This window comes from Bradyrhizobium acaciae, assembly GCF_020889785.1.
GTDB classification, from domain to species: Bacteria; Pseudomonadota; Alphaproteobacteria; order Rhizobiales; family Xanthobacteraceae; genus Bradyrhizobium; species Bradyrhizobium acaciae.
The window spans coordinates 55,456-81,245 of record NZ_JACMYK010000019.1; the positions used below are offsets into that span (position 1 = coordinate 55,456).

Genomic DNA, 25,790 nt, shown 5'->3' on the forward strand with positions numbered 1-25,790 from the left:
AAGATATTTCTGTAATACGTTCAGACGCCCTCGAAGCGCCGCGCCACGGCGCCGTTGGGCTTCGGCAGCGGGCCGTCCTCATTGGTTGCGTGGTCGTCAAGCCACTGTTCCGACGACGGAAGTAGCCCGCGATAGATCTCGCCGCAGAGCTTGCGCGCCGCCCTGCCCGGCCAATCCTTCGGCAACAGCTGATACGGCAGCAGCGGATCGCGCAGCACGACCCGGCGATAATGATGGATCAGCAGAATGCGCGCGGTGAAGGCATCGGCGTCGCTCAGCCTCTCTCCTCTGATGATCCAGCCGTGCAGCGGCTCGAACGTCTTCATGAACTTCAGATAGGCGTCCGCGGTGCGATCGAGCGGCCAGCTCTCGCTGAGCAACCGGCGCCCGCTGTCGTCTTCCGCGGAGACTTCAAGGCGGATCGCGCGCGACGCTTCATCCGGAATCGGCACGCCTGACGGCGCGACCCACACGCCGGGCAGCGGGCTGCCGAAGCCGGCATTCTTCAACGCCTCGCGCGCGGCGTCGCGGTCCTCGGCATTGCCGATCAACAACAGCTCGAAGCGGCCGGTCCAGTCCGACGGCGGCGGATCGTAGATGTGCCGCGTCGCGGTGTCGAAGGTCTGCCGGCCCTTCGCGTTCAGGCGATAGAAGCTGTTGCGGCCGACCTTGCTGCGCTCGAGCCAGCCGTCGGCGGCAAGCCGCGACATCGCGGTGCGCACTACATTGCCGTCGATGTCGAGCGACTTGAAGAATTCGAGCAGCGTGCCGAGCCACACCGCGCCGCCGCGCGGTACGATGGAGTCGCCGAACACGGTGATGATGATCGAGCCGGTGCGTGACGGCTCGCGCTTCAGTTGATCGACGATGCGGGCAAGCGGCTGTGGCATGCCTCAACGCATAGCGCGTTTTGTCGATTCACGACAATGCGGGTGTCTTCTCCTTCTCCCCGGGTGTGGGGCCGAGACGAGCGAAGCTCGTTTCTGAGAAGGTCGGGATGAGGGGGCTCTCCGCGTTCACGGTGAGAGACGACCCATGGAGACTCCCCCTCACCCGGATCGCATTGCGCTTCGCTCCATGCGTTCCGGCCTCTCCCCGCAAGCGGGGCGAGGCAAGGAAGGGCGCTTACCTGTTGGGATCCGGATAGACGAAGCTGCGCCAGCCGCTGCGATCGAACGGCGCCCACTCGCCTTCCTGCTGCGCGAGGCGATCGGCGACCGCGTAGACCACGGCCGGGTGATGGCCCATGCCGCAATGGCTGCTCTCGACCTCGATGCTGTCGGTCATCGACGAGGCCTGCTCGCGGCAGCCTTGCCAGGCGCAAACGCCATCGGTGCGGCTGAAGATCGCGGTGGTCGGCACCGGCGGCGCGCTGGCGAGCGAGCCGCCGAAACGGGAATCCTCTTCATCCGCGCGGCGGCCGCTGGCCATCTCGTAGACGCGCCAGGCGTTGGTCGACTTCGGGCCCGCGGCGAACGGGCTGCCGAGCGTGATCACCTGGCGCACGCGCTCAGGCATCATCTTGGCGAGCTGGCGTGCATAGAGGCCGCCGAGGCTCCAGCCGACGACGGAGACCTTGCGGCCGGTCGTTTCATTCATCTCCTGCAGCAGGTCGACCATCCCGTCCTGCACGCCGGCGCGAAGCCCGAGGTTGCGGCCCTGGCGCCAGCCGCTGACGGCGTAGCCTTTGCTCTTGAGGAAGTCGCGCAGCAGGCGCGTGGACATGTCGGAGGCGATCAGTCCGGGCAGCACCAGCACCGGATGCCCGTCGCCGCGCGGCGCGAGGCTCAACAGCGGCAATGCACCAAGGAAGGCACCAAGCTCATGAATGGCCCGGCCTTCCAGGAACATCAGTGTCCTGGACGGCGGGCGTAGCGTCTGCGCAGCAACCGACATTTCAGCTCCTCTTCACGGCCCTGACGTCTCGGCGGCCGGCAATGGATCATCGGGATGGGTCAATAGGATTGACGCAAACCCGGCGGAATCGTTCCGCAACGCAACAATCAACCTTGAAAAGCTAGGGAAGCGATCACTTTCGTGCAAGCGGCCCAGGTCACACTTGCCACAACTTATGTGATCGCCGTGCCCAATCGGTCACAGCAAGCGCAGCACATATTCCAGGGTGTAAAGCGCGAGGCCGGCAAGTCCACCGATCAGCGAGCCGTTGAAGCGGATGTATTGTAGGTCCTTGCCGACATTGACCTCGAGGAGTGAGATCAATTGCTCCATGTCCCAGCTCTTCATCTGGTCAGCGATGAAGGTCGAGACGCCGCTCTTCTGTTCCGCGACAACCGTGCGCAGGATCGCGACCAGCCCCTGATTGATCTCGCCGCGCAGCTCCGCATCGCCATGGAGCGCATCGCCGGCCTCGACGAACATTCTCGCCAGCTGATGCTGCAGCACCTGCGACTCGCCCGACGCGCTGCGCTCGATGAAGTCCTTGACGTTGGCCCAGATGGTGCGCCCGAGATTGGCGAGCTCCGGCCGCGCCATCAGGTCGCGCTTGAGACCGTCGATGCGATCGGCGAACGCCCTGTCGCTGCCGAGCCGGTCGACGAAGGACAGCAGCATGCGGTCGAACTCGCCGCGGAACGGATGTTGCGGATCGTTGCGCACCTCTTCGAAGAATTTCGTCGCCGAGGCGATGATCCGGTTCACCACGAACTTGTCGGCGCGATAGAGCCTCAAGAGCGTCGGCATCTCGGCGCGGACCTTGTCGCGGATCACCGCCATGGTCTCCTGCTGCGTCAGCGTCTGGTGCAGCGCGCGCAAGAGGTCGTCGAGCAACCCCTCATGCTTGCCCTCCTGCACGAAGCCGCGCAGCGCGCCGGCCGCGAGCGGCGCAAGATCAACCGAGAGCATCTGCGTCGTGACGCGGCGGCTGATGAATTGCATCAAGCCTGAACTCTCGGTTGCCGCGAACGCTTCGGGCAGCATCCGCAGCACGAAGCGCGCGAGATCCTCGGACCGTTTGCGGTCGCGCAGCCAATCGGCGATGAAGCTGCCGAAATCGATCTCGCGCAGCTTGGCCTCGACCGGTCCGGATTCCAGGAAATTGTTCTCGATGAATTCGCCGAGCTTCTCGGCGATGCGCTCCTGATTGCTCTGGATGATCGCGGTGTGCGGGATCGGCAGCCCCAGCGGCCGCTTGAACAGGGCGACGACGGCGTACCAGTCGGCGAGCCCGCCGATGGTCGCGGCCTCCGCGAACGCGGCGATGAAGCCGAACACCGGATGCACCGGCAGCAGCGCCTTCGATGCGATGAAGATGATGAGGGTTGCCGCCAGCACGCCGGTCGCCAGCCATTTCACGCGCCGCAGCTCGGCGGCACGTTCGGCATCGACGGGCGTTGCGATGAGGGCGGCTGGTAGCGTCATGGGGATGGAGGAAGCTCTCGCACTGGCCGCACACTAACCGTCATTGCGAGCGAAGCGAAGCAATCCATCTTGCCGTTTGCGGAGAGCTGGATTGCTTCGTCGCTACCGCTCCTCGCAATGACGGGGAGTGCGGCATCAACGATGTATGGGAGAGCGCCCAAAAAAGAAGGCCCGCGAAATGGCGGGCCTTCGAAAAGGGCAGTTGGTCAGCGCAAGCGCGATCAGGCGGTCTTGCCGTAGACCTTGGCAAAGTTGTCCTGCGCGGTCTTCGCACCGTCGGTGACGAGCTTGCCGAGATACTCGGTCGTGGCCTTCGCCCGCGAGACGAACAGTTCGCCGCGCGCACGGACCATGTCCGACTGGATCTGGGCAGCTTCGCTCAGCGACTTGGCGGACGCGAGCTTGTCGATACCGGCGAAGAACGCCTCGGCGTCCTGGTAGATCGCCTGCTGGATGTTGCGGCTGATCTTGGCGGCTTCAGTCACCGAACCGGCAACAGCAGTCTCGATCACGTTGGTCACCTTCTCGGAGCCGGCATAGGCATCGGCAGCGCGGGTCTTGGCGGCCTCGGCCTGCTTCTTCACGAACTCACGGGCGGCTTCCGGAACTTCCAGGTTCTGGAGCTTGGTGAACGCCTCGGTGACGGGCGCGAAAGCTTCCTTGACGCCGTTCAGCACGGAATTGGTTTCGGTGGGCATTGGGGTCTCTCCATCCTCAGGTTTGAGCTATGGGCTCACCCCGTCCGGATTGGCCCGGGGCAGCGGTGTTATGACACACCCCATGGTGCGCCGCAACATCGATGTTGCAGCGCGACATCACGAACCTGTGAGTAGCATGAAGATCCGGCAGGTTGCCCGCGAAACCGGCAATTAGAGGTATTTAACCACCTCCGACCGCCCCGGGCACCCCGTAGGCCTCCATTTGCGCCCGGACCTGCGCCACATTGTGCCCCAGCACGACGATGTCGTGGGTCTTGCCCTCGACGTCCCTGACGTGGTCGCGCAGCAGGGCCTCCGCCTTGAAGCCGAGGCTCTCGAACAGCGCGATCGCCGCCCGCTGGTCGACTGTCATCTGCACCGAGAACTTCTCCAGCCCGGCGCCAAGGGCAATAGCGAACGTCTCCTGCGACAGCGCCCGGCCGACGCCCTGCCCCCGCACGTCGAGCGACACCACCATGCGGATCTCGCCGACATGCGGCGACCAGGAATGCGGATCGCGCACCAGCGTGCCGCAGCCGACCACCGTGCCGTCCTTGATCGCGAGCAGGCTCGTGATGTCGCCGCGCTCGATCTCGTTGATCCAGGCCGACAGCACCTTCGGCTGGCTGATGTTGCGCGGCAGGAACAAGAGATCGTGCGTCGGCAGCTTTTGCGCGAAGGCCAGCACCGCGGCCTCGTCGGCGCGCTTCATCAGGCGGAACTCGATGTCGCCGGCCTCGGTCTTGACGTGGCGCGGATAGGAACGTTGCTCGGTCATGTCGATCTCTCTCAAGTCGATCCTTGTCAGGTCGATCTTTTGCCCAACCAGGAGTCAAGTTTCGGCCACAGCCGCTTGATTGCGTTGGCGCCGGCGACCAGCGAGACGTGACCGCCTTTCAGCATCACCTCCTCCTTGTCCTCGGAGCCGATCTTGGTGATGAGGTGCTTTGCCGCGTCATACGGCACGATGTGGTCGTGCTCGGCGACCGCGTGCAGGATCGGCACCTTGATGTCGGCAAGCTTCGCCTCGCGGCCACCGACCGTCATGGTGTCGTTGTAGAGCTTGTTGTCCCACATCAGGTCCTTGGTGATGGCGCGGAAATATTCGCCGGCGAGCGGCAGCGTGTCGGTCGCCCAGCGGTCGAACATCCGGTACGACTTCACGAACTCGTCGTTCCAGATGTTGTCCCAGAGCTGGATCTGGCCGGCGACGCGCGCGGCCGGCCGCAACATGTCGAACGATTGCAGGATCAACTCGGGCGGCATGTTGCCGGTGCTGTCGATCAGGCGATCGACGTCGAAATAGCGCCGGTCGGCGAAATTCGAGAACAGCTTCATCTCGCGGAAATCGATCGGCGTGGTGAAGCAGATCAGGTTCTTCATCGGCCCGTCGTTGAAGATCGAGCCATAGAGCAGCGACAGCACGCCGCCAAAGCAATAGCCGATCACGGAGACGTCCTTCTCGCCGGAGTCCTGCTGCACGCGGCGGACCGATTCCGGGATGAAGTCGAGGACGTAGTCCTCCATGCGCAGCGATTTTTCCTCGGGTTTCGGAGCGGTCCAATCCAGCATGTAGACATCGAAGCCGCGCTTGAGCAGGAACTCGATGAAGCTCTGCCCCGGCACGAGGTCGAGGATATAGCCGCGGTTGGTGGTCGCCATCACGATCAGGACCGGCACGCGATAGATTTCGTCGACCATCGGCCGGTAGTGATAGAGGTTCATGGTGCCGCGCGAATACAGCACGTCCTTCGGCGTCTCGCCGAGCGCGGGCCCGGAACTCGAGAAATACTCGACGCCCTTGATGCTGCGCTGGATCGCGCGCTGCACCTCGGACTGCACCCGCTCGGAGATCGAGGCGAAATCAAAGGGGGTGGGAGCATTCATTTGCTGCCTCCCTCCGCCGGCGGCCGTTTTGTGCGCGGTGGCCGCGGCGTTGCGCCGTGGCCGTCGTCCGGCGCCAGCGAATTGTGATGGACCTGCTGCAGCAGCGTCTTGATCTCGTTGAGCTGGTTCTCCATCGACTGCAGGCGTTCGGCCATGCCGACGAGCTGGGCGCGGCTCGGCAGGTTCATCGTCAGCAGATATTTCTCCATCAGCTCACCGAGCTGCTTCTGCGCACCCGCCGCGACGCCGCCGGCCTGATTCATCACCTTGGAAAATTCAGGCGAGCTCATCAACTGGTTGCCGAAGGAGTTGAACCCCTTCTCCATCTCGCCAATCATCGTCTGCCAGATCACGGCAGGATCGTTGCCCTTGTCGGCCATGCGGCCCTCCTCCACATCAATCCCGAACGCTTGCCGCGCTTCCGCTTGTTCGTGCCATACGACACTGTTGCCGTTGATCGGTCAACTGCAGGGCGCACCCACCGACGTCGAAGCCCTTCTGCGCTGCGTCAATCCATGGCAGCATGCAGGTTCCTGATCGCGAATCCAGGAGAGGATGCCCGTGACCACGCTCGCCCATCAGTTGCCGCAACTAACCCGCGCCAACGGCATCGACATCTGCTACGAGATATTCGGCGATGCGAATGCGGAGCCGCTGCTTCTCATCATGGGCCTCGGCGCCCAGATGATCCATTGGGACGACGAATTCTGTCGCCGGCTTGCCGCGCGCGGCTTTCGCGTGATCCGGTTCGACAACCGGGATATCGGCAAGTCGTCGCGGATGAGCGGCGGCAAGCGGCTGACCGCGCTCGAGCTCATCAAGCTGCGCCTCCTGAAGATCCCGGTCGCAGCGCCCTATAAACTGGCCGACATGGCGCGGGACACGATCGGCCTGATGGACGCGCTCGGCATCCGCACCGCACATCTGGTCGGCGCCTCGATGGGCGGCATGATCGCGCAGGAGGTTGCGATCACCTTCCCCGAGCGCGTGCGCTCACTTACCTCGATCATGTCGACCACGGGCAATCCAAAGATTCCGGGGCCGACCCGCGAAGCGACCGCGGTGCTGATGGCGCCGCCGCCGAAGAGCAAGGAAGAGTATTTCGTCCGCTACGGGCAGACCTGGAAGGTGCTGCGCAACGGCTCGTTCCCGGAAGACGAGGCGCTCGACCCCGAGCGCGCGCGGCGTACCTTTGAGCGCGGCCTCAATCCGGAGGGCGTCGGCCGCCAGCTGCGCGCCATCCTCGCCTCCGGCAGCCGCAAGGAGCGCCTGCGCAGCGTCAAGGCGCCGACGCTGGTGATCCACGGCACCGTCGATCCGCTGGTGCATCCCGAAGGCGGCAAGGACACCGCGGTCTCGATCCCGGGCGCAAAGCTCCTGATGGTCGAGGGCATGGGCCATGCCCTGCCGATCCCGATGTGGCCGCAGATCATCGACGCCATCGACAAGCACGCGCATGGCGCGGCGGCGAAGGCGGCATAAGGCCGGCGCGTTTTCGAGCGAAGTGGATACCGGTTCGCGTGAAGAAAACGCGTCAAAACCAGAATCCAGAGCCCCGTTCCGATTCGATCGGAACGGGGCTCCGGTATCTTGGGGTAACCATGTGAGCCAGGAGTGCGTTCTTCCGGGCGCGGCATGGACGCTGTAGAGAGCGCTATCCATCGCTCAGCCTCGGGAGTCACCAGATGAAGACCCTTCTCCGGCCACGGACAGCCGTCGCCGCTCTCCTCCTCGCGCTCGCGTCGTCCTCCGCAATGGCCGCCACCAGTGAGGCGCAGCAGGAGGCCAACCGCAAGGCGGTGCTGGCCTTCTACGACAAGGGGCTGAACCAGAAGGACGCCGACGCGGCGCTCGTCTATGTCGGCAACCGCTATGTGCAGCACAATCCCGGCGCGGCCGACGGCCCCGAAGGCTTCCGCAAGTTCATCGGCTTCCTGCGCGAAAAATTTCCGAACTCGCACAGCGAGATCAAGCGTTCGTTCGTCGATGGCGACTACGTGATCCTGCACGTCCACGCCGTGCGCGAGCCCGGCACCCGCGGCAATGCGATCATCGACATCTTCAAGCTCGAGGACGGCAAGATCGTCGAGCATTGGGACGTGGTGCAGCCCGTTCCGGAAAATCCGGCGAACAGCAACACGATGTTCTGAGTACGGCGTGATGCCCGGCCTTGTGCCGGGCTGGTGGCGAAGCCAGGCTGACAAGCGCGCCGAGGCAGTTGCTATTCCTTGGTGGCGATCCAGATCACGTGGCGCACGCCGCGGCCTCTTCCGGTGGCGCGGACGGCAATTTCGTTGACCGCGAACCGCGCCCGGGACAGCGATTTCGGGAACTTGGCATTCGGACCGGACGACCAGACGGCGAGCACGCCACCACGTCGCAATGCGTTGTGCGCGAGCTTGAGCCCGGAGACGTCGTACAGCGCATCATTGGCCTTGCGGGTCAGCCCTTCTGGGCCGTTGTCGACGTCAAGGAGGATGGCATCGAAGCTGCGCGGATGGCGCTCGATCACGTCGGCGACATCCGTCTCCCTGATGCTGACGCGCGGATCGTTCAGGCTGTCGCCGAAGATCTCGGCCATCGGGCCCCTCGCCCAGGCAACCACGGCCGGCACCAGTTCGGCCACCACGATCTGCGCATCGCGCCCCAACACCGCGAGCGCCGCCCGCAGCGTAAAGCCCATGCCGAGGCCGCCGATCAGAAAATGCGGCTTTGCCACCTGCTCGACCTTCTTCGCAGCAAGCGTCGCCAGTGCGGCTTCCGAGCCTGACAGGCGGCTGTTCATCAGCTCGTTGGTGCCGAGCATGATCGAGAATTCGCGGCCTCGCCGCATCAGGCGCAATTCACCTTCAGTGCCGGGAATGCGCGCGGTATCGATCTTTTCCCATGGAATCATGCGGCGGCTTGTAACATGGGCGTCGGGGCAGGCGAAGCTAGCGCCGAGAGAATGCGAAATCGTGACTCGCGCCGGGGATGGTTGAGGGCGGATTTCTTTCCCCATCGTCGCCCCGGCGAAAGCCGGGACGACACTGAGTTTGTAGCGCCATTCGCCGAGCCTACCCGCCGGCCCAGACGTCGAGCACGTAGCGGTTCCCTGTGCCCATGTCCTCGATCCAGCGCGCGGCAGCATCGGCGTCCGCACCGGTGCGCTCACGATAGATCGACATCAACGTCGCCTTGACGTCGGGCTCCATCTTGCTGCCGTCGCCGCAGACATAGACGATCGCGCCCTTCTGGATCAGTTCCCAGACCCGGTCCTTCTGCGCGGCGACGAGGTGCTGCACATAGGTCTTCGGGCCGTCGGCGCGCGAGAAGGCGGTGTAGAGCTCACTGACGCCGTCGGCTGCGAATGCCTTCAGCTCGTCCGCATAGATGAAATCCTGCTCGGGATTGCGGCAGCCGAAGAACAGCATCGCAGGGCCCAGCGTCGCGCCCTGTGCCTTGCGCGCGGCGCGCTCCTGCAGGAAGCCGCGGAACGGTGCGAGCCCCGTGCCCGGCCCGATCATGATGATCGGCACGGCGTTGTCGTCAGGCAGGCGGAAGCCGGCCTTGGTTTCCTTGATGGTGGCGTGGACGGTGTCGCCGGCGCGGCGGCGCGCCAGATAGTTCGAGCAGATGCCCTTGTAGATGCCGCGCCCCGAGCTCGCAGGCGCTTCCACCACGCCCACGGTAACGCTGCAGCGCTGCGCCTCGCCGGCCGGGGACGACGAGATCGAGTAATAGCGCGGCGCCAGCAGCGACAGCATTTCAAGGTAGAGGTGGAACGGCAGCTCGCAGGCCGGATATTCCTCGAGCAGGTCGAAAACCGATTTGCGTTTGGCCAGCACCTCCGCGCGGTAACGCGCGGCTGAGGCGTCGTCGTCGCCGATATAGGCCATCAGCTTCGGCTTGGTCACCGGGCAGCGCGTATGCTCGGACATGATCTGGATCTGCTTGCGAGTCGCAACTTGCTGCAGCTCGACGAACTCGGTGAGCAGCCGCCCGACCGACACGGCGTTGCCGACCGGCAGTTGCGCGCGGCGGCCTTCCGAGACCTGCAAGCGGATCTGGTCGGCCGGCAGGAAGCCGAAGCGGCGCGCGACGGAATCGACCAGGGTCGGATCGTTGCGCGGCACCACGCTGAGGTGATCGCCGACGCGATATTTCAGGCCGGCCGGCAGCTCGACCTCGATATGCCGGGTCGAGCGCTCCGACGGATGGACGCCTTCCTTGTTCTGCAGCTCGCTGTTGGCGAGCACCTTCATCGGCACCGCGCCGCCCTGCGTCACGATGGTGTTGACCGCGCCCTGCGCCACCGGCTCGATCGCGTAGAGCGGCTCGTCCTCGGCGGTGCGGGTGAAATTCCAGTCGATGCCGAATTCCCTGGTCGCGACCTTCGCCGCTTCCGGGAACCATTTCTGGAACTGGCCGTCGAGGTCGCTCCGCGCGTCGCCCTCGCCGCGCGGATAGACCGCCCGGGCACCATGTTTGGTCAACTGCTCGTCGATGAAGCGCGGCACCGACTGGTAGGTCGCCGCCCAATCGCTGTTGCCGCAGCCGAACACGGCGTAGCGCACCTTCGCAAAGGCGTCCTTCGGCAGATCGCTTTCCAGCCATTTGACGAATTGCGTCGCATTGTCGGGCGCCGCGCCATTATAGGAGGCGCAGATGATCAGGACGCCGCCCTCCTCCGGCAGCTTGCCGACATAGTCGTCCAGCGGACCAAGCCGCACCGCAAAGCCGTTGATCTCGGACAGATCGGCCATGCGGGTCGCCAGTTCCTCGGCCGAGCCGAGGTTGGAGCCGTAGAGCACCAGCATCGGCGTGTTGTGGCCGGGGCGCGTGGTCGGCGCGCGCGGTGCCTTCGGCGCGGCCGCAACCGCGCCCGTGCTGCCGGCGAACGCGCCGCGATCCCTGTCGTCGCGCGGCCGCACCTTGATCCTGAAACCGTCGGGCTTGATCGTCAGCGTCTCCTTCAAGTGCATCTGGTAGCGATGCACGTCGAGCAGCTTGAAGCGTTGCAGGATCATCCCGATCGCGAGCGCCGCCTCGTGCATGGCAAAGCCGCGGCCGATGCAGGCGCGCTGTCCGTTGCCGAACGGCTTCCAGGCGTTGATCGGGCGCTTGGCCTCGGCCTCGCGGCTGAAATTCTCGGGATCGAATACATCGGGGTTCGGGCCCCAGACCGAGGGATCGCGATGCAGCGCCATCACCAGCACAGTGATGAAGGTGTTCTTCTTCAGCTTATATTTGCCGCCGATCGTCTCGTCGTTCAGCGGCGCAATGCCGTAGGCCGGCGCCGGCGGCCAAAGCCGCAGCGCCTCCTTCAGGCACTGGGTGATGTAGGTGAGCTGCGTCACCTGCTGATAGGTCGGCCGCGCATTGACGTCTGGACCAAGGACGCGGTCGACCTCCTCATAGGCCTTCTTCAGCACCTCGGGATGCTTCAGCAGCGCGTAGATCGTGCACGAGAGCAGGCCGGAGGTGGTCTCGTGGCCGGCGATCAGGAAGGTGTTGATCTGGTAGCGGATGTTGACGTCGTCGAGCTGCTCGCCGGTTGAACGGTCGACGCCGGTCATCATCGCGGCCAGCATGTCCTTCTTGTCGTTGGTCACGTCGGTGTTGCCGCGCCGTTCGGCGATGATCTCGTCGACCATCTTGTTCATGAAGGCGACGTCGTCGGTCAGCGTCTTGCGCCGCTTCTGCATCCACAGGCCTTCGAGCGGCAGGCCGCGGGTCATCATGATGGTTTCGAGCGAGCGCACCAGCGATTCCACGAAGGGATGGTAGTCGCGGCGGTAGAACGAATTGAAGCGATAATCGAAGCCGCAGAGGCCGATGGTGTCGAGGGTCAGCGCCGTCATGTCGTGGACGACCTCGATCTCCTCGTCGGCGTTGAGGCGCTCCCATTTCTTGACCAGTTGCTCGGCGATATCGACCATGCTCGGGTGATACGACTGCATGGCGCGATTGCCGAACGGCTGCATCAGGATGTTGTGCGCCTTGCTCCAGTTCGGCTCCTTGGTGTCGGCGGTGAACAGCCCGTCGCCGCCGACCGCGCGCATGCGGCGCAGCGAACCGCGCACCGCCTTGTCGAAGCGTTTCTCGTCGGACAGCTCGTCGACCAGATCGTGACCGGAGACGATCACGAGCGGCGCCCCCATCATGTCGAGCCAGAAGATCGGCCCGAGCTCCTTGGAGAGCTTGACCAGATGCTGTACCGGCGCGGTCGAATCCAGCGACAGCATGTTGCCGACCACCGGTTTCGTCGGTGGATGCGGGATCGGACTTAGTCTGTTGCCGGACGCCATGTCGGAAGTGCCCCCTGTCTTTCCACCCGTCATTGCGAGGAGCGAAGCGACGAAGCAATCCATCTGTCCTCATATGCGGGCCAATGGATTGCTTCGCTTCGCTCGCAATGACGGCGTCGGTGTCCCGTCGTCACCCAAACCGCTTTCTGCGCCATTCGATCAGCTTTGCGCTGACCTCGTCAGGCTTTTCCTGCTGCGTCCAATGGCCGCTGTCGTGGACCAGATGCTTTTCGAGATCGGGCACCAGCCGCTCCATGCCGTCGGCGGCCGAAGGCGGAAGCACCGCGTCGTTCTCGGCCATGATCATCAGCGACGGCACACGCACATTGTGGTCGAGCCCGGCCGAGCGCTCCCAGTTGCGGGTGAAGTTGCGATACCAGTTGATGCCGCCGGTGAAGCCGGTCTTGGTGAAGGTGTCGACGAACACCTTCTTCTCCTCGGCCGACAGGATCGGCGTCCGCGGATCGTGCCTGGCGTCGTAATTCGCGATCATCTGCGGGAACGCCAAATTGAGCCGCGCCGAGGCGCCGACGCCGGCGATCGGTTGCTCCTCCGGCGCACCGGGCGGACGGGCGGCCGGCTTGCGCATGAAGGCGTCAAAGGTCTGCTCGACCCGGCTGCCGAAGATGCGGTCCGGCTCGCGCGCCGGGTCCTGGAACTGGACAATGTACATGTGGTCGCCGAAGCGCTGGCGGAACAGCGCGATCGGGTCCATCGGCGCCCGGTCCCAATGCGGCGTGTTGACGCCGACGACGCCGGCGACTCGCGTGGGATGCCTGAGCGGCATCTGCCAGACGACAAAGCCGCCCCAGTCGTGGCCGACGAAGATCGCCTTGTCGATCTTGAGATGGTCGAGCAGGCCGACGAGATCGCCGGTCAGATGCTCCATGTCGTAGGCTTCGACCGGCTCCGGCCGGTCGGTCGCGCCGTAGCCGCGCTGATCCGGCGCGATCACCCGGATGCCGGCCTCGCCCAACGCCTTGATCTGGTGGCGCCAGGAGAACGCCAGTTCAGGCCAGCCGTGGCACAGCACCACCGGCGGCGCGTCGGTCTTGGGGCCTGCTTCGTAAAACCCCATGCGGATGCCGTTCGTCTCGGCGAACTGCAGCGGTGGCATCTCGATCATTGTGAAATTCCTATTCAGCCGCGCCCTTGATGTCCGCGGTCGGGGGAGCGAACGCCGCCTCGAGTGCATCGAACTCGAGCGGGAGCATGTCGCACATCACCTGCACGTGGGGAATGATGTTGGCACCCACGATGAAGCCGAAATCGAGCTGATCGCGGTAGCTCTGCACGGTGATGTTGAGCGCCACGCCGTGGGTCGAGATCGAAACCGGGAAGATGTGCAGCAGCTCCGCACCCGCCGCGTACAGGGTCTGCCGCGGCCCGGGCACGTTGGAAACCGTGATGTTGGTCGCCGGCGGCAACACGTTGGAAAGATCGGAGCGGCTGTAGAGCAGCGCCAGGATCTGCACCAGGATCGGCGCACCCAGCAGCGAGATGTTGGTCACCTGCGGCACCAGGGCGCGCAGCGGATGCGACATCTCCTTGGACTTGGTGGACTGCGCGATGATGGTTTCCAGCCGCTTCCGGGGATCCTCGATGTCGGTCGCGATCGAGCAAATCATCCCGAACACCTGGTTGTTGGATTCGGCATTGCCCTCCTCGCGCAGCGAGATCGGCACGCCGGCGGTCAGCGATTTGTTGGGCAGCGCGCCCTGGCTGATCAGATAGCACCGCACCACGCCGGAGGCGAGCGCCAGCACGACGTCGTTGAGCTTGCCGCCCGAGGCCTTGGCCAGCGCCTTGGCGCGCGACAACGAGATCGAGGTGCCGGCAAAGCTGCGTTCCGACGAGATCGCCTTGTTGAGGATGGTCGGCGGCGAGGCCATCGCCTGCAGGTTCTCGCGCGACCTCGGATCGGCGATCTTGGCGACGACGTCGGACAGGCTCTTCATGACGGTCGGCATGGAGCCTGCGAACTTCACCGCGCTCTCGATCTGGAACATGGCGTTGTCGAACAGGATCGAGCCGAGGTCGCTCTTGCCCGAGCGTGGCAGCTCCAGGCTCTTCTGCGCGGCGGCGGCCGCCTCGAACGGCTGGGTCCAGAGCTGCTGATAGGCGTCGATCAGATTGGCCGCGATGTCGCGCGGCTCCTGTGCGACCTTTTTCGCGCTCGGCGGCTCGATCTCGCGCGGCACCGGCGTCAGGTCGTAGATCATGCTGGTCAGCGCAGCACCTGCGCCGCCGTCGATGCAGGCGTGATGCATCTTGGAATAGAGCCCGATCTCATTGTTCTTCATGCCCTCGAAGACGTAGAACTCCCAGAGCGGGCGGGCGCGGTTCAAGAGCTTGGCGTGCATCCAGCCGACGATACGCTCCAGCGTGGCGCGGTCGTGCGGCGCCGGCAGGCTGCCGCGGAAGATGTGGCGGTCGATGTCGAACTGGTCGTCCTCGACCCAGGACGGATGGTCGATGTCGAGCGGCGCCTTCTGCAGGCGCGCCTTGAGGATCGGCGCGATGTGCAGCCGCGAGGCGATCATCGCCTTGAATTCCTCGAAGAAGTCGCCCTTGTAGCCGGAGGGCAGGCGGAAGATCGCCATGCTGCCGACATGCATCGGCATTTCCGGCGTTTCCAGATACAGAAACGATGCGTCCAGCGAGGACAGCTTCTTGGCGTCGCTCATGATCTCCTCCCGAGAGCCTACTCACGCGGGCGCCTTGGCGGCGCTTCTCGTCGTCTGATCAGGATAGTGCCTGTTCTGCCGGCCCGTAGGCAATGGCAAAGGGGCCCGACCGGTCAAAATGCCGGAACTCGCCTTCCGACTGCGCCAGTCGGTCTGCGATCGCCCACAGCGCTGCCGGGTTGACGCCGAGGCCGAGATGGCTGGCCAGATGCACCTCGATGTTCTCGGCGGTCGCTGACGCCCGCACCCGCGAGGTGCGCCAGTTCACGATGCCGTCGGTGCGGGAATAGATCGAGGTGGCCGGCACCGGCATGTCGCCGGCGATCGCGGCGCGAATCTCGGGAATGTCGTCCACCGCCTCGCCGGATAGCAGCTCGTACAGCCGGGTCGCGTTGGTGGCGCGGATGTCGTCGGCGAACGGACTGCCGAGCGTGATGATGGAGCGCACCAGATCGGGCATCTGCGCCGCCAGGTCGCGCGCATAGACGCCACCGAGGCTCCAGCCGATGATCGTGACCTTGCGCCCGGACGCTTCATGGACCCGCTTCAGCAGGTCGCGCAGCGCAGCCCGCCGGCTGGAAATCCCGCCGAAATTGCGGCCCATGTTCCAGGCGTAGGCGTCGTAGCCGAGCTCTTTCAGATAACGCCGCATCGGCGCCATCGAAAGGTCGCTGGCGAGGAAGCCCGGCAGCGCCAGCACCGGATGGCCGTCGCCCTTCGGCGCCTGCATCAGCAGGGGCGACAGCAGCAGGCTCGAATTGAGTTCGAGCACGCCGCGCGCTTCGGCCAGCATCAAGAACAGGCTAGGCGGGCGCAACCGGCGTTCGGTCCCATCAACGCTCCTGTCCATGTCGGTCACTATTTCTTCTTGCTCGTGCCGCCGAAGCCGGCCATCGCCACGAACATGTCCTGGAAGCGTTCGGCGAGCTTGGGATCGAAGGTGAACCAGCTCTGCAGCAGCGATTCCGGCGAAATCTTATCGATGTTCGACAGCATCTGCTGCTGCAGCTTGTCCATGACGGCATTCTGCATCGGCGCCACGTCGGGCAGGCCGAAGAATTGCCGCGCTTCGAGGGGCGTACAATCTATCTCGACGTTGACTTTCATATCCGCCTCCTCAAACGCGCCTGACCCACCTCAGTATCGCCGCGACGGGGTGCGTTGCGCAAGTCGGCCCCACCCGCCCCAAGGTGCAGTCGGCCTCAATCATCCGTTATGGTCAACCAAACCGTTTTTGGAGCGACAGGCATAAACAAGATGCGCCGGTGATCATTCCCGTGACCGACAGGCAGCACTCCGAAAGTCGAATGTCTCGCGTTCGTGCCGACAGCCTACTCTCGAATCCCGGCCATTGCGCTGCACCCGCGCGAACAGGTTAACCCTTTGGGAAATCGCGCTTGCGCGGCCGGTAAACTCTGGCAACATGCATCAATAATACCAGCCGGACAAAGCAGCCGGCGGACAAAAACGGGGACGCGGGATCACATGTCGGTACGTTGGAGTTTGTTTGCGGCGACGGCCGTCGCACTGGTCGCCTTTGCCTTGCCGGCATCGGCACAGACGTTGAAGTATGCCAACCAGGGCGAGCTCAAGTCGCTGGATCCCTACACGCTGAAGGAAACCACGACGATCGCGCACCACGCCCACGTCTATGAGGGCCTCACCGCGCGCGACAAGGACCTCAAGATCATTCCGGCACTGGCGGAAAGCTGGGAGACGCTGAGCCCGACCAAATGGCGCTTCCATCTGCGCAAGGGCGTGAAATTCCACAATGGCGACCCCTTCACCGCCGACGACGTGCTGTTTTCCGCGGACCGCGTCCGCGCCAAGGGCTCCAATTTCCTCAGCAACGTCCCGGCCGACGCCAAATTCACCAAGGTCGACGACTACACCGTCGACGTGACGCTGGACTCGCCCAATCCCATCCTGACCTCGCAATGGGATAGCTGGTACATCATGGACAAGAAGTGGTGCGAGGAGAACAACTCGGTCGCACCGACGCCGGCCTCCGCAACCACGCCGAGCTACGCGGCGCTGCACGAGAACGGCACCGGCGCCTTCACGATCGAGAGCCATCAGCCCGGCGTGAAGACCGTATTCAAGGCGTTTCCGGGCTATTGGCGCAAGCCCGAGCATAATCTCAAGGAGATCGTCTTCACCCCGATCGGCTCCGACGCCACCCGCGTCGCCGCATTGCTCTCGGGCGAAGTCGATGTCATCGAGCCGGTTCCGCTGCAGGACATCCAGCGCGTCAATTCCAGCGGCGTCGCCACTGTCATGACCGCGCCGGAGATCCGCACCATCTTCATCGGCATGGATATGGCCCGCGACGAGCTGCTGTATTCCAACATCAAGGGCAAGAATCCGTTCAAGGACATCAAGGTCCGCGAAGCCTTCTACAAGACGATCGACGTCGACCTGATCAAGACCCGCGTGATGCGCGGCATGTCGACGCCCTCGGCCCTGATGATCGCCCCCGAGCTCTATCCGCTGTCGAAGGAGTTCACCCGGCCGAAGCCCGATCCGGAAGGCGCCAAGAAGCTCCTGGCCGAGGCCGGCTATCCGAACGGCTTCGAAGTCACGATGGATTGCCCGAACGACCGCTATGTCAACGACGCGGCGATCTGCCAGGCGGTGGTCGGCATGCTGGCCCGCATCGGCGTCAAGGTGAACCTGCTGGCGCAGCCGAAGGCGCAGTATTTCGGCAAGGTGCTGAAGCCCGGCGGTTACCAGACCTCGTTCTTCATGCTGGGCTGGACGCCCGCGACCTCAGACTCGCACAACGTGCTGCACGACATCCTCGGCTGCCGTGACGATCCGAAGGATTCCACCCGGGGCGAGGCCAATCTCGGCGGCTATTGCAACAAGGAAGTCGACGCGCTGACCGACAAGGTCCTGGTCGAGAGCGACACGGCCAAGCGCGACCAGTTGATCAAGCAGGCCTACGAAATCGTCATCAAGGATTACGGCTACATTCCGCTGCATCAGCAACCGCTGGTGTGGGGCGTGTCGAAAAAAGTCAAATTGACCCAGCGCGCGGACAACCAGGTGCTGCTGTACTGGGCGACCAAACAGGGTGAATAGTGGCTACGGCGAATTGGGTCCCGGAAGCGCAGGCTTCCGGGACCTCGCGTTTTCCGGTCGCGCAAAGCCGCGCGCCAATTGTCAAAAGCAGTGAAAGGTAGAGATGCTCGCTTTCACTCTTCGCCGCTTCCTCCAGGCCATCGGCGTCATGCTCGCCGTCGGCATCATCGCGTTCGCGATGTTCCGCTTCGCCGGCGATCCGGTAAACCAGATCGTCTCGATCGACACTTCGGCGGCGGAACGCGCCTCGATCCGGCAGTCGCTCGGCCTCGATGATCCCGTGCTGGTGCAGTTCGGCCGCTACTTCATCAATGCGCTGCAGTTCAAGTTCGGCGTGTCCTACCAGTTCCGGCTGCCGGTCTCATCGCTGCTCGCCGAGCGCATGCCGGCGACGCTGGAGCTTGCGATCGTCGCCACCATCTTTGCGATGGTGGCCGGCATCCTGATGGGGGTCTATTCGGCGCTGCGCCGTGACACCATCCTGGCCAGATTATTCCAGGCGATATCGCTGATCGGCATCTCACTGCCGACCTTCCTGATCGGCATCCTGCTGATCTATCTGTTCGCCGTGACCTTGGGCTGGCTGCCCTCCTTCGGCCGCGGCGACGTGGTGAAGCTCGGCTGGTGGTCGACCGGGCTCCTCACCGTCTCCGGCTGGAAGGCGATCATCATGCCGGCGATCACGCTCGGGCTGTTCCAGATGACCCTGATCATGCGGCTGGTGCGCGCCGAAATGCTGGAAGTGCTGCGCACCGACTATATCCGCTTTGCCCGCGCCCGCGGGCTGACCACGCGCGCAATCCATTTCGGCCACGCGCTGAAGAACACGCTGGTTCCGGTGATCACGGTGGCCGGCCTGCAGTTTGGCTCGGTTATTGCTTTCTCGATCATCACCGAAACCGTGTTCCAATGGCCGGGCATGGGGCTTCTGTTCGTGCAGGCCGTGCAGAATGTCGATATCCCGATCATGGCCGCGTATCTCCTGATGGTCTCGCTGATCTTCGTCACCATCAATCTCGTGGTCGACATTCTCTACACCGTAGTCGATCCGCGCTTGCGGTCGACCGTCGGCCGCGCGGCGTGAGGGACCAAACCATGTCCGACGCCGTCGTCCCCGATCGCACGCAAGACCACCAGGCACCAGCCGGCTGGGTCAGGCGCGCGCTCGACAGCGACATCTTCTATTCGTTCCGCCGCTCCAGGCTGACGATGGTCGCAGCCTCCATCACGCTGCTGTTCTTCCTGCTGGCGATCTTTGCGTCATGGCTAGCGGTGCAGGATCCGTTCGATCCGGCGCAACTACAGCTGCTCAACTCGCGGATCGCGCCGCTGTGGACCGCCGATGGCCAGAGCCCGTTCCTGCTCGGCACCGACGAGCAGGGCCGCGACGTGCTCTCGGCGATCCTTTACGGCCTGCGCATCTCGCTTGCGGTCGGCATCGCAGGCGTGGTGTTCGCCGGCGCGCTCGGCATCGCCCTCGGCCTGATCGCCGGCTATTTCGGCGGCGTGGTCGACACCGTGATCATGCGGATCGCCGACGTGCAGCTCACCTTCCCCGCGATCCTGATCGCGCTGCTGGTCAACGGCGTCGCCAAATCGCTGCTCGGCAACCGGCTCGACGAGATGAGCACGCTCGGCGTGCTCGTGATCGCGATCGGTCTCAGCTTCTGGGTGCAATATGCCCGCACCGTGCGCGGCTCGGTCATGGTCGAGAAGAACAAGGACTATGTCGCGGCGGCGCAGCTGATCGGCCTGCCGGCGCCGAAGATCATGTTCCGCCACGTGCTGCCGAACACCATGGGACCGATCCTGGTGATCGCCACCATCAACCTCGCGCTGGCCATCATCACCGAGGCGACGCTGTCGTTCCTCGGCGCCGGCATGCCCGACACCATGCCGTCGCTCGGCACCCTGATCCGGATCGGCAACAACTATCTGTTCGCCGGCGAATGGTGGATCGTCGCCTTCCCGGGCATTGCGCTCGCGGGCCTGATCCTCTCCATCAACCTGCTCGGCGACTGGCTGCGCGACGCACTCAACCCGAAGCTCCGATGACCCAACCCGTTCTTTCCGTGCGTAACCTCGAGGTGGAATTCGTCACCCGCCGCGCCACCTTGCGCGCCATCAACGGCGTGTCGTTCGAGATCGCCAAGGGCGAGGTGCTCGGCGTGGTCGGCGAGTCCGGCGCCGGCAAGTCGGTCACGGGCCTTGCCGTGATCGGGCTGATCGATCCGCCCGGCCGCATCTCCGGCGGCGAGATCGAGCTGTCGGGCACGCGGATCGACCATCTTTCCCCGGAGGAGATCCGCCGCGTCAGGGGCAAGCGGATCGGCATGATCTTCCAGGATCCGCTGACCAGCCTCAATCCGCTCTACCGGATCGGCGATCAGATCATCGAAACCATCCGCACCCACACAAATTTAAGCGAAAGCGCCGCGCGCAGGCGCGCCATCGATCTATTGGCCGAGGTAGGCATTCCCGCGCCGGAGAAGCGCATCGACGGCTATCCGCATGAATTCTCCGGCGGCATGCGCCAGCGCGTCGTCATTGCACTCGCGATCTGTGCCGAGCCGGAATTGATCATCGCGGACGAGCCGACCACCGCGCTCGACGTCTCGGTGCAGGCGCAGATCATCGCGCTGATCAAGCGGCTCGGGCGCGACCACGGCACCGCGGTGATGCTGGTGACCCACGACATGGGCGTGATCGCCGAGACCTGCGACCGCGTCGCGGTGATGTATTCGGGCCGCATCGCCGAGATCGGCCCGGTGCAGGAGGTGGTGCGCAATCCGTTGCATCCCTACGCCAAGGGCCTGATGGGCGCGATCCCGACGCTCGCCGGCGAGGACAAGCGCCTGGTGCAGATCCCGGGCGCGATGCCGCGGCTGTCGGCAATCCCGCCAGGCTGCCCGTTCAATCCGCGCTGCGCGTTTGCGTTCGATCGCTGCTGCGTCGAGCGTCCCGAGCCGATCCGGCAGGGCACGCAATCCGTCGCCTGCCATCTGTTCGAGCCCGCGAAGGAGACCGCGGCATGAGCGGGACGTTGATCGAGGTCAGGAACCTGCGCCGCGTCTTCGACGTCTCGAAGCCGTGGCTCAACCGCGTGCTCGAAGGTGGCCATCTCGAGCTTCTGAAAGCCGTCGACGGCGTCAGCTTCGACATCAAGCGCGGCGAGACCTTTGCGCTGGTCGGCGAATCCGGCTCCGGCAAGACCACTGTTGCGCGCATGGTCGTCGGCCTGCTGCCGCCGAGTTCGGGCGAAGTCGTCATCGACGGCATCTCGATGACCGATCCGCGGCAGGGCCAGGCGCGCCGCCGGCTGCGCCGGCGCATCCAGATGGTTTTTCAGGATCCCTATGCGAGCCTCAATCCGCGCTACCGGGTCGCCGCCATCGTCGCCGAGCCGATCCGCGCCTTCGACCTGATCCAGGGCGAGCGCGACATCAAGGCCAGGGTCGGCGAATTGCTTTCGCTGGTCGGCCTGCACCCCGACGACGGCCAAAAATTCCCGCACGAGTTTTCCGGCGGCCAGCGCCAGCGCATCGCGATCGCCCGCGCACTGGCGTCCGAGGCCGAGTTCATCGTCTGCGACGAGCCGACCTCGGCGCTCGACGTCTCCGTACAGGCACAGATCCTCAATCTGATGCGCGACCTCCAGGACAAGTTCGGCCTGACCTATCTGTTCATCAGCCACAATCTGGCAGTTGTCCGCCACATGGCGACCAGGATCGGCGTGATGTATCTCGGCCGCATCGTCGAGATCGCCGAGGGCCGGAAACTGTTCGAGAACCCGAGGATGCCGTACACGAAGATGCTGCTCGGCGCGGTTCCGGATCTTGCGATGTCCGGCCGCCAGCGCATCCCGGTCAAGGGCGAGATTCCCAACCCGATCGATCCGCCCTCAGGCTGCGCGTTCAACCCGCGCTGTCCCCTCGCCTTCGATCTCTGCTGCGAGAGGGCGCCGGAACTGATCGACGGCGTCGCCTGCCACGCCGTCAACAGCCCTGCCGCCGCCGTTCCGGCATGATCACGCGGATGGGAGCGGCCATGTCCACCAAGCGGTTGGCATACCAGCCCGGCTGTGATCAAGTGCGCGCGCGCAAGTCGCGCCAGAACAAATCGAAGAACAAACCGCCTAACGGTGAATAGCCATGAGCAACGTCAATCCCGATCCATTCACCACACGGCCCGAGATCGAAGGCACTTTCGGCGTCGTCACCTCGACGCACTGGATTGCAACCGCGGTCGGCATGGCGACGCTGGAGAAGGGCGGCAACGCCTTTGACGCGGGGGTGGCAACTGCCTTCACGTTGCAGGTCGTCGAGCCGCATCTGAACGGCCCCGGCGGCGACGTGCCGATCATCGTGCACGACGTCAAGCGCGGCAAGACCGAGGTGATCTGCGGCCAGGGCCCGGCGCCCGCGAAGGCAACGATCGCGCATTACCGCAGCGAGGGCCTCGAAATGGTGCCCGGTACCGGCCTGCTCGCCGCCTGCGTGCCCGGCACGTTCGAATCCTGGATGCTGCTGCTGCGCGACTACGGCACATTGAGGCTGCGCGACGTGCTCGAGCCCGCGATCGCCTATGCCCGCGACGGCTATCCGCTGGTCGAGCGTGCGTCGGCCACCATCAAGACCGTCGAGCAACTGTTCCGGAAATACTGGACCACCTCGGCCGATGTTTATCTGCCCAACGGCGAGGTGCCGAAGCCCGGCACCATCTTCACCAACACGAAGCTCGCGGAGACTTACACCCGCATCCTGGCTGAAGCCGAGAGCGCCGGCGGCGATCGCGCCGCACAGATCGAGCGCGCGCGGCAGGCGTGGTCGAAGGGCTTCGTCGCGGAAGCGATCGACAAGTTCTGCCGCACCCAGGAGGTGATGGACGTCTCCGGCTCGCCGCATCGCGGCGTGCTGTCGGCCGACGACATGGCGTGCTGGCAGCCGACCATCGAAGCGCCACTCACCTACGACTACGGCCGCTACACCGTGCAGAAAGCCGGGGTCTGGAGCCAGGGTCCGGTGATGCTGCAGCAACTCGCGCTGCTGAAGGGCTTTGAGCTCGACGGGCTCGATCCCGCAGGCCCCGACTTCATCCATCTGCAGATCGAAGCCGCCAAGCTCGCTTATGCAGATCGCGAGACGTTTTATGGCGACCCGAAATTCACGAACATCCCGATCGAGACGCTGCTGTCCGATGCCTACAACAACGAACGGCGCAAGCTGATCTCAAGGGACAAGGCTTCGCTCGACTTCCGCCCCGGCTCGGTCGAAGGCTTCGGTGGCGTCGTCAAATTGCGGCATGCCGAAGGGCATCGCGAAGCAGTCGGCGCCATGGGCGCGGGCGAGCCGACCGTCGGCCGGTTCGGCGAGGTGCGCGGCGATACCGTGCATTTCGACATCATCGACAAGGCCGGCAACATGATCTCGGGGACCCCGTCGGGCGGCTGGCTGCAATCCTCGCCGGTGATTCCCGAGCTCGGCTTCTGCCTCGGCAGCCGCGCCCAGATGTTCTGGCTGGAGGAGAACCACCCGGCCTCGCTGGCGCCGGGCAAGCGGCCGCGCACCACGCTGTCGCCGACCATGGCGCTGCGCGATGGCGAGCCATATCTCGCCTGGGGTTCGCCGGGCGGCGACCAGCAGGACCAGTGGATCACCCAGTTCTTCCTGCGCCACGTCCACGCCAAGCTTAATTTGCAGGAGGCGATCGACGCACCGGCCTGGCACTCCGAGCATTTCCCGATCTCGTTCTGGCCGCGCACATCGCGGCCCGGCGTGCTGGTGCTGGAAAATCGCGTGCCGAAATCGACCATCGACGAATTGAAACGCCGCGGCCATGTGGTCGAGATTGGCCCCGATTGGTCAGAAGGCCGGCTCACTGCGGCCTCGAAGGTCGGCCCCCGCCGCCGCGCCGCCGCCAACCCGCGCGGCATGCAGGGCTACGCCGCAGGCCGCTAAGACAAGACGATCGCACAGCATGATGACTTCGCGTCGGATCGCAGAGCAAGCCTCCAAATCCACCTCGCCCCGCTTGCGGGGAGAGGTCGGAATTCAAGCCCAGCTTGAATTCCGGGTGAGGGGGAATCTCCGCGTACTCGATTTGCGCCGTCATCGCGGAACAAGCCCCTCACCCCAACCCTCTAAGAGCGAGCTTCGCTCGTCTCGACCCCGCAAAGAGCGGGGAGAGGGAGAAGAGAGGTGAGATGACCTGGTCGATCGTCGCCCGCGACAGCACCACCGGCCAGCTCGGCATCGCCGTCGCGACGCGGTTCTTCGCGGTTGGCGCTCTCGTGCCGCACATTGCACCCGGGATCGGCGCCGTTGCGACGCAGGCGCTGGTCAATCCCTATTACGGCATCGACGGCCTCGCGCTGCTGCGCGACGGCAAGACCCCGCATGAGGTGATCTCGGCGCTGCTCGCGCCTGACAACAGCCGCGACAGCCGGCAGGTGCATGTCGTGGATGCCAAGGGCCGGATCGCCGCCCACTCCGGCAAGGATTGCATCGACTGGTTCGGCCATATCGCCGGCGACGGATTTTCGATCGCCGGCAACATGCTGGCCGGACCTGCGGTGCTCGACGAGACCGCGCGCGTCTACGGAGCGAACGAAACGCTGCCGTTCGCGGAACGGCTGATCAAGGCGATGCTCGCCGGCGAAGCGGCCGGCGGCGACAAGCGCGGCAAGCAGTCCGCTGCGCTTCTGATCCACGACACCGAGGAATGGCCGGCGCTGGATCTGCGGGTCGACGACCACGCCGATCCCCTGCGCGAGCTGGAGCGGCTGGAAGCCGTCAGCCGCGAGCACTGGGTGCCGTTCCGGGACTTCATGCCGACCCGCGCCAACCCGGCCGGAACCAGCGATCGCGCCAGGATCGAGGCCGCCATCGCCGCGGCAACCAAGAGCGGCGAATGACCGCCGGCCCGCTGATCGAGATCGAGGGCCTGCGCGTCACCTTCCACGGCGACGACGGCCGCACCACGCGCGCCGTCGACAGCGTCGATCTCTCCGTCGCCAACGGCGCGACCCTCGGCCTAGTCGGCGAGTCCGGCTGCGGCAAGAGCGTGACCTCGCTCGCGATCATGGGGCTGTTGCCGAAGCAATCCGCCGCGGTGTCCGGCGCGATCCGGTTCGACGGCTTCGACCTGCTCGACGTGCCGGACGCGACGCTGCGCGACCTGCGCGGCAATCGCCTCGCCATGATCTTCCAGGAGCCGATGACCTCGCTCAACCCGAGCTTAACCATCGGCGACCAGATCACCGAGACGATTTTGCGCCACCGCGGCGGCTCGCGGCGCGCGGCGCGCGAGCGCACCGTCGAGCTGCTGCGCCGCGTGCATATCCCCTCGCCCGAGAAACGCATCGACGAATATCCGCACAAGCTGTCCGGCGGCATGCGCCAGCGCGTGATGATCGCGATGGCGCTGGCCTGCGACCCGCAGCTCCTGATCGCCGACGAGCCGACCACCGCACTCGACGTCACGCTGCAGGCGCAGATCCTCGATCTGATGCGCGAGCTGAAGGCCGCGAGTGGTGCGGCGATCATCCTGATCACCCACGATCTCGGCGTCGTCGCCGAAGTCTGCGACGAGGTCGCGGTGATGTATGCGGGCGAGATCGTCGAGCGCGCCCCGGTCGATGAGCTGTTTGCCAATCCGCAGCATCCCTACACGGTCGGCCTGCTCGGCTCGATCCCGCGGCTCGATCGCCGCACCAGCCATCTTGCGACCATCGAGGGCATGGTGCCGAACATGGCAAACCCGCCGGC

At 64.9% G+C, this 25,790-nt stretch carries 23 protein-coding genes; 10 read left to right on the forward strand and 13 right to left on the reverse strand.

Annotated elements, in window-relative coordinates; genetic code table 11:
- Positions 1-20 precede the first annotated feature (20 nt).
- The 7 genes from paaX to H8A92_RS11275 all read right to left on the reverse strand — a co-directional run bounded on the left by paaX (position 21) and on the right by H8A92_RS11275 (position 6,343).
- Positions 21-890 (reverse strand): phenylacetic acid degradation operon negative regulatory protein PaaX, encoded by an 870-nt coding sequence (paaX, locus tag H8A92_RS11245; protein ID WP_229195863.1) that lies wholly within the window; start codon positions 888-890, stop codon positions 21-23.
- Between the two features lie 235 nt (positions 891-1,125).
- Positions 1,126-1,896, reverse strand: coding sequence for an esterase/lipase family protein (locus H8A92_RS11250; protein ID WP_229195864.1), 771 nt, complete (start codon positions 1,894-1,896; stop codon positions 1,126-1,128).
- Positions 1,897-2,094: 198 nt separating this feature from the next.
- On the reverse strand, positions 2,095-3,378 hold the full coding sequence (locus H8A92_RS11255; protein ID WP_229195865.1) for a DUF445 domain-containing protein: 1,284 nt from the start codon (positions 3,376-3,378) through the stop codon (positions 2,095-2,097).
- Positions 3,379-3,599: 221 nt separating this feature from the next.
- Positions 3,600-4,076 (reverse strand): phasin, encoded by a 477-nt coding sequence (locus H8A92_RS11260; protein WP_229195866.1) that lies wholly within the window; start codon positions 4,074-4,076, stop codon positions 3,600-3,602.
- Positions 4,077-4,257: 181 nt separating this feature from the next.
- Positions 4,258-4,854: a GNAT family N-acetyltransferase gene (locus tag H8A92_RS11265; protein WP_229195867.1), complete on the reverse strand. Its 597-nt coding sequence runs from the start codon at positions 4,852-4,854 to the stop codon at positions 4,258-4,260.
- A 26-nt stretch (positions 4,855-4,880) separates the two neighbouring features.
- Positions 4,881-5,963, reverse strand: a complete 1,083-nt coding sequence (locus H8A92_RS11270; RefSeq protein WP_229195868.1) for a PHA/PHB synthase family protein — start codon at positions 5,961-5,963, stop codon at positions 4,881-4,883.
- Positions 5,960-6,343 (reverse strand): hypothetical protein, encoded by a 384-nt coding sequence (locus H8A92_RS11275; RefSeq protein WP_229195869.1) that lies wholly within the window; start codon positions 6,341-6,343, stop codon positions 5,960-5,962. Before H8A92_RS11275 ends, H8A92_RS11270 begins: the two co-directional genes overlap by 4 nt.
- Positions 6,344-6,518: 175 nt before the next feature.
- On the opposite strand from H8A92_RS11275, the gene H8A92_RS11280 reads away from it, so the two are divergent.
- Together H8A92_RS11280 and H8A92_RS11285 are read left to right on the forward strand one after the other, a co-directional pair.
- The gene (locus tag H8A92_RS11280; RefSeq protein ID WP_233285396.1) at positions 6,519-7,445 is read left to right on the forward strand and encodes an alpha/beta fold hydrolase; all 927 of its coding nucleotides are present in this window, start codon (positions 6,519-6,521) and stop codon (positions 7,443-7,445) included.
- Positions 7,446-7,717: 272 nt separating this feature from the next.
- The gene (locus H8A92_RS11285) at positions 7,718-8,113 is read left to right on the forward strand and encodes a nuclear transport factor 2 family protein (protein ID WP_420831307.1); all 396 of its coding nucleotides are present in this window, start codon (positions 7,718-7,720) and stop codon (positions 8,111-8,113) included.
- Between the two features lie 71 nt (positions 8,114-8,184).
- Here the strand turns inward: H8A92_RS11285 and H8A92_RS11290 are convergent, their stop codons facing one another.
- The 6 genes from H8A92_RS11290 to H8A92_RS11315 form a co-directional block, all read right to left on the reverse strand.
- Entirely contained in the window at positions 8,185-8,859 is a 675-nt protein-coding gene (locus H8A92_RS11290) for a spermidine synthase (protein WP_229195872.1), read from the reverse strand.
- A gap of 160 nt (positions 8,860-9,019) precedes the next feature.
- On the reverse strand, positions 9,020-12,253 hold the full coding sequence (locus tag H8A92_RS11295) for a bifunctional cytochrome P450/NADPH--P450 reductase (RefSeq protein WP_229195873.1): 3,234 nt from the start codon (positions 12,251-12,253) through the stop codon (positions 9,020-9,022).
- Positions 12,254-12,383: 130 nt separating this feature from the next.
- Positions 12,384-13,379, reverse strand: coding sequence for an alpha/beta fold hydrolase (locus H8A92_RS11300; RefSeq protein ID WP_229195874.1), 996 nt, complete (start codon positions 13,377-13,379; stop codon positions 12,384-12,386).
- 10 nt (positions 13,380-13,389) lie between these two features.
- Complete coding sequence (locus H8A92_RS11305) at positions 13,390-14,940, reverse strand: WS/DGAT/MGAT family O-acyltransferase (protein ID WP_229195875.1); 1,551 nt, start codon at positions 14,938-14,940, stop codon at positions 13,390-13,392.
- Between the two features lie 58 nt (positions 14,941-14,998).
- The gene (locus H8A92_RS11310) at positions 14,999-15,790 is read right to left on the reverse strand and encodes an esterase/lipase family protein (RefSeq protein WP_229195876.1); all 792 of its coding nucleotides are present in this window, start codon (positions 15,788-15,790) and stop codon (positions 14,999-15,001) included.
- Positions 15,791-15,798: 8 nt separating this feature from the next.
- Complete coding sequence (locus H8A92_RS11315; protein ID WP_229195877.1) at positions 15,799-16,047, reverse strand: DUF6489 family protein; 249 nt, start codon at positions 16,045-16,047, stop codon at positions 15,799-15,801.
- 378 nt (positions 16,048-16,425) lie between these two features.
- On the opposite strand from H8A92_RS11315, the gene H8A92_RS11320 reads away from it, so the two are divergent.
- The 8 genes from H8A92_RS11320 to H8A92_RS11355 form a co-directional block, all read left to right on the forward strand.
- Positions 16,426-18,024 (forward strand): ABC transporter substrate-binding protein, encoded by a 1,599-nt coding sequence (locus H8A92_RS11320; protein WP_229195878.1) that lies wholly within the window; start codon positions 16,426-16,428, stop codon positions 18,022-18,024.
- Positions 18,025-18,127: 103 nt separating this feature from the next.
- On the forward strand, positions 18,128-19,108 hold the full coding sequence (locus H8A92_RS11325; protein ID WP_163153021.1) for an ABC transporter permease: 981 nt from the start codon (positions 18,128-18,130) through the stop codon (positions 19,106-19,108).
- Between the two features lie 11 nt (positions 19,109-19,119).
- A complete protein-coding gene (locus H8A92_RS11330) occupies positions 19,120-20,079 on the forward strand; it encodes an ABC transporter permease (protein ID WP_229195879.1) in 960 nt (319 codons plus the stop codon).
- Positions 20,076-21,059 carry an ABC transporter ATP-binding protein gene (locus tag H8A92_RS11335; RefSeq protein WP_229195880.1) on the forward strand — a complete coding sequence of 328 codons (984 nt, stop codon included), beginning with the start codon at positions 20,076-20,078 and terminating at the stop codon, positions 21,057-21,059. Before H8A92_RS11330 ends, H8A92_RS11335 begins: the two co-directional genes overlap by 4 nt.
- Entirely contained in the window at positions 21,056-22,051 is a 996-nt protein-coding gene (locus H8A92_RS11340) for an ABC transporter ATP-binding protein (protein ID WP_229195881.1), read from the forward strand. Before H8A92_RS11335 ends, H8A92_RS11340 begins: the two co-directional genes overlap by 4 nt.
- Before the next feature lie 124 nt (positions 22,052-22,175).
- The gene (locus tag H8A92_RS11345) at positions 22,176-23,981 is read left to right on the forward strand and encodes a gamma-glutamyltransferase family protein (RefSeq protein ID WP_229195882.1); all 1,806 of its coding nucleotides are present in this window, start codon (positions 22,176-22,178) and stop codon (positions 23,979-23,981) included.
- 245 nt (positions 23,982-24,226) lie between these two features.
- Positions 24,227-24,937 carry a DUF1028 domain-containing protein gene (locus H8A92_RS11350; RefSeq protein ID WP_229195883.1) on the forward strand — a complete coding sequence of 237 codons (711 nt, stop codon included), beginning with the start codon at positions 24,227-24,229 and terminating at the stop codon, positions 24,935-24,937.
- Positions 24,934-25,790: ABC transporter ATP-binding protein (locus H8A92_RS11355; protein ID WP_229195884.1), on the forward strand; the 857-nt coding region annotated here is incomplete at its 3' end. The genes H8A92_RS11350 and H8A92_RS11355, both read left to right, overlap by 4 nt.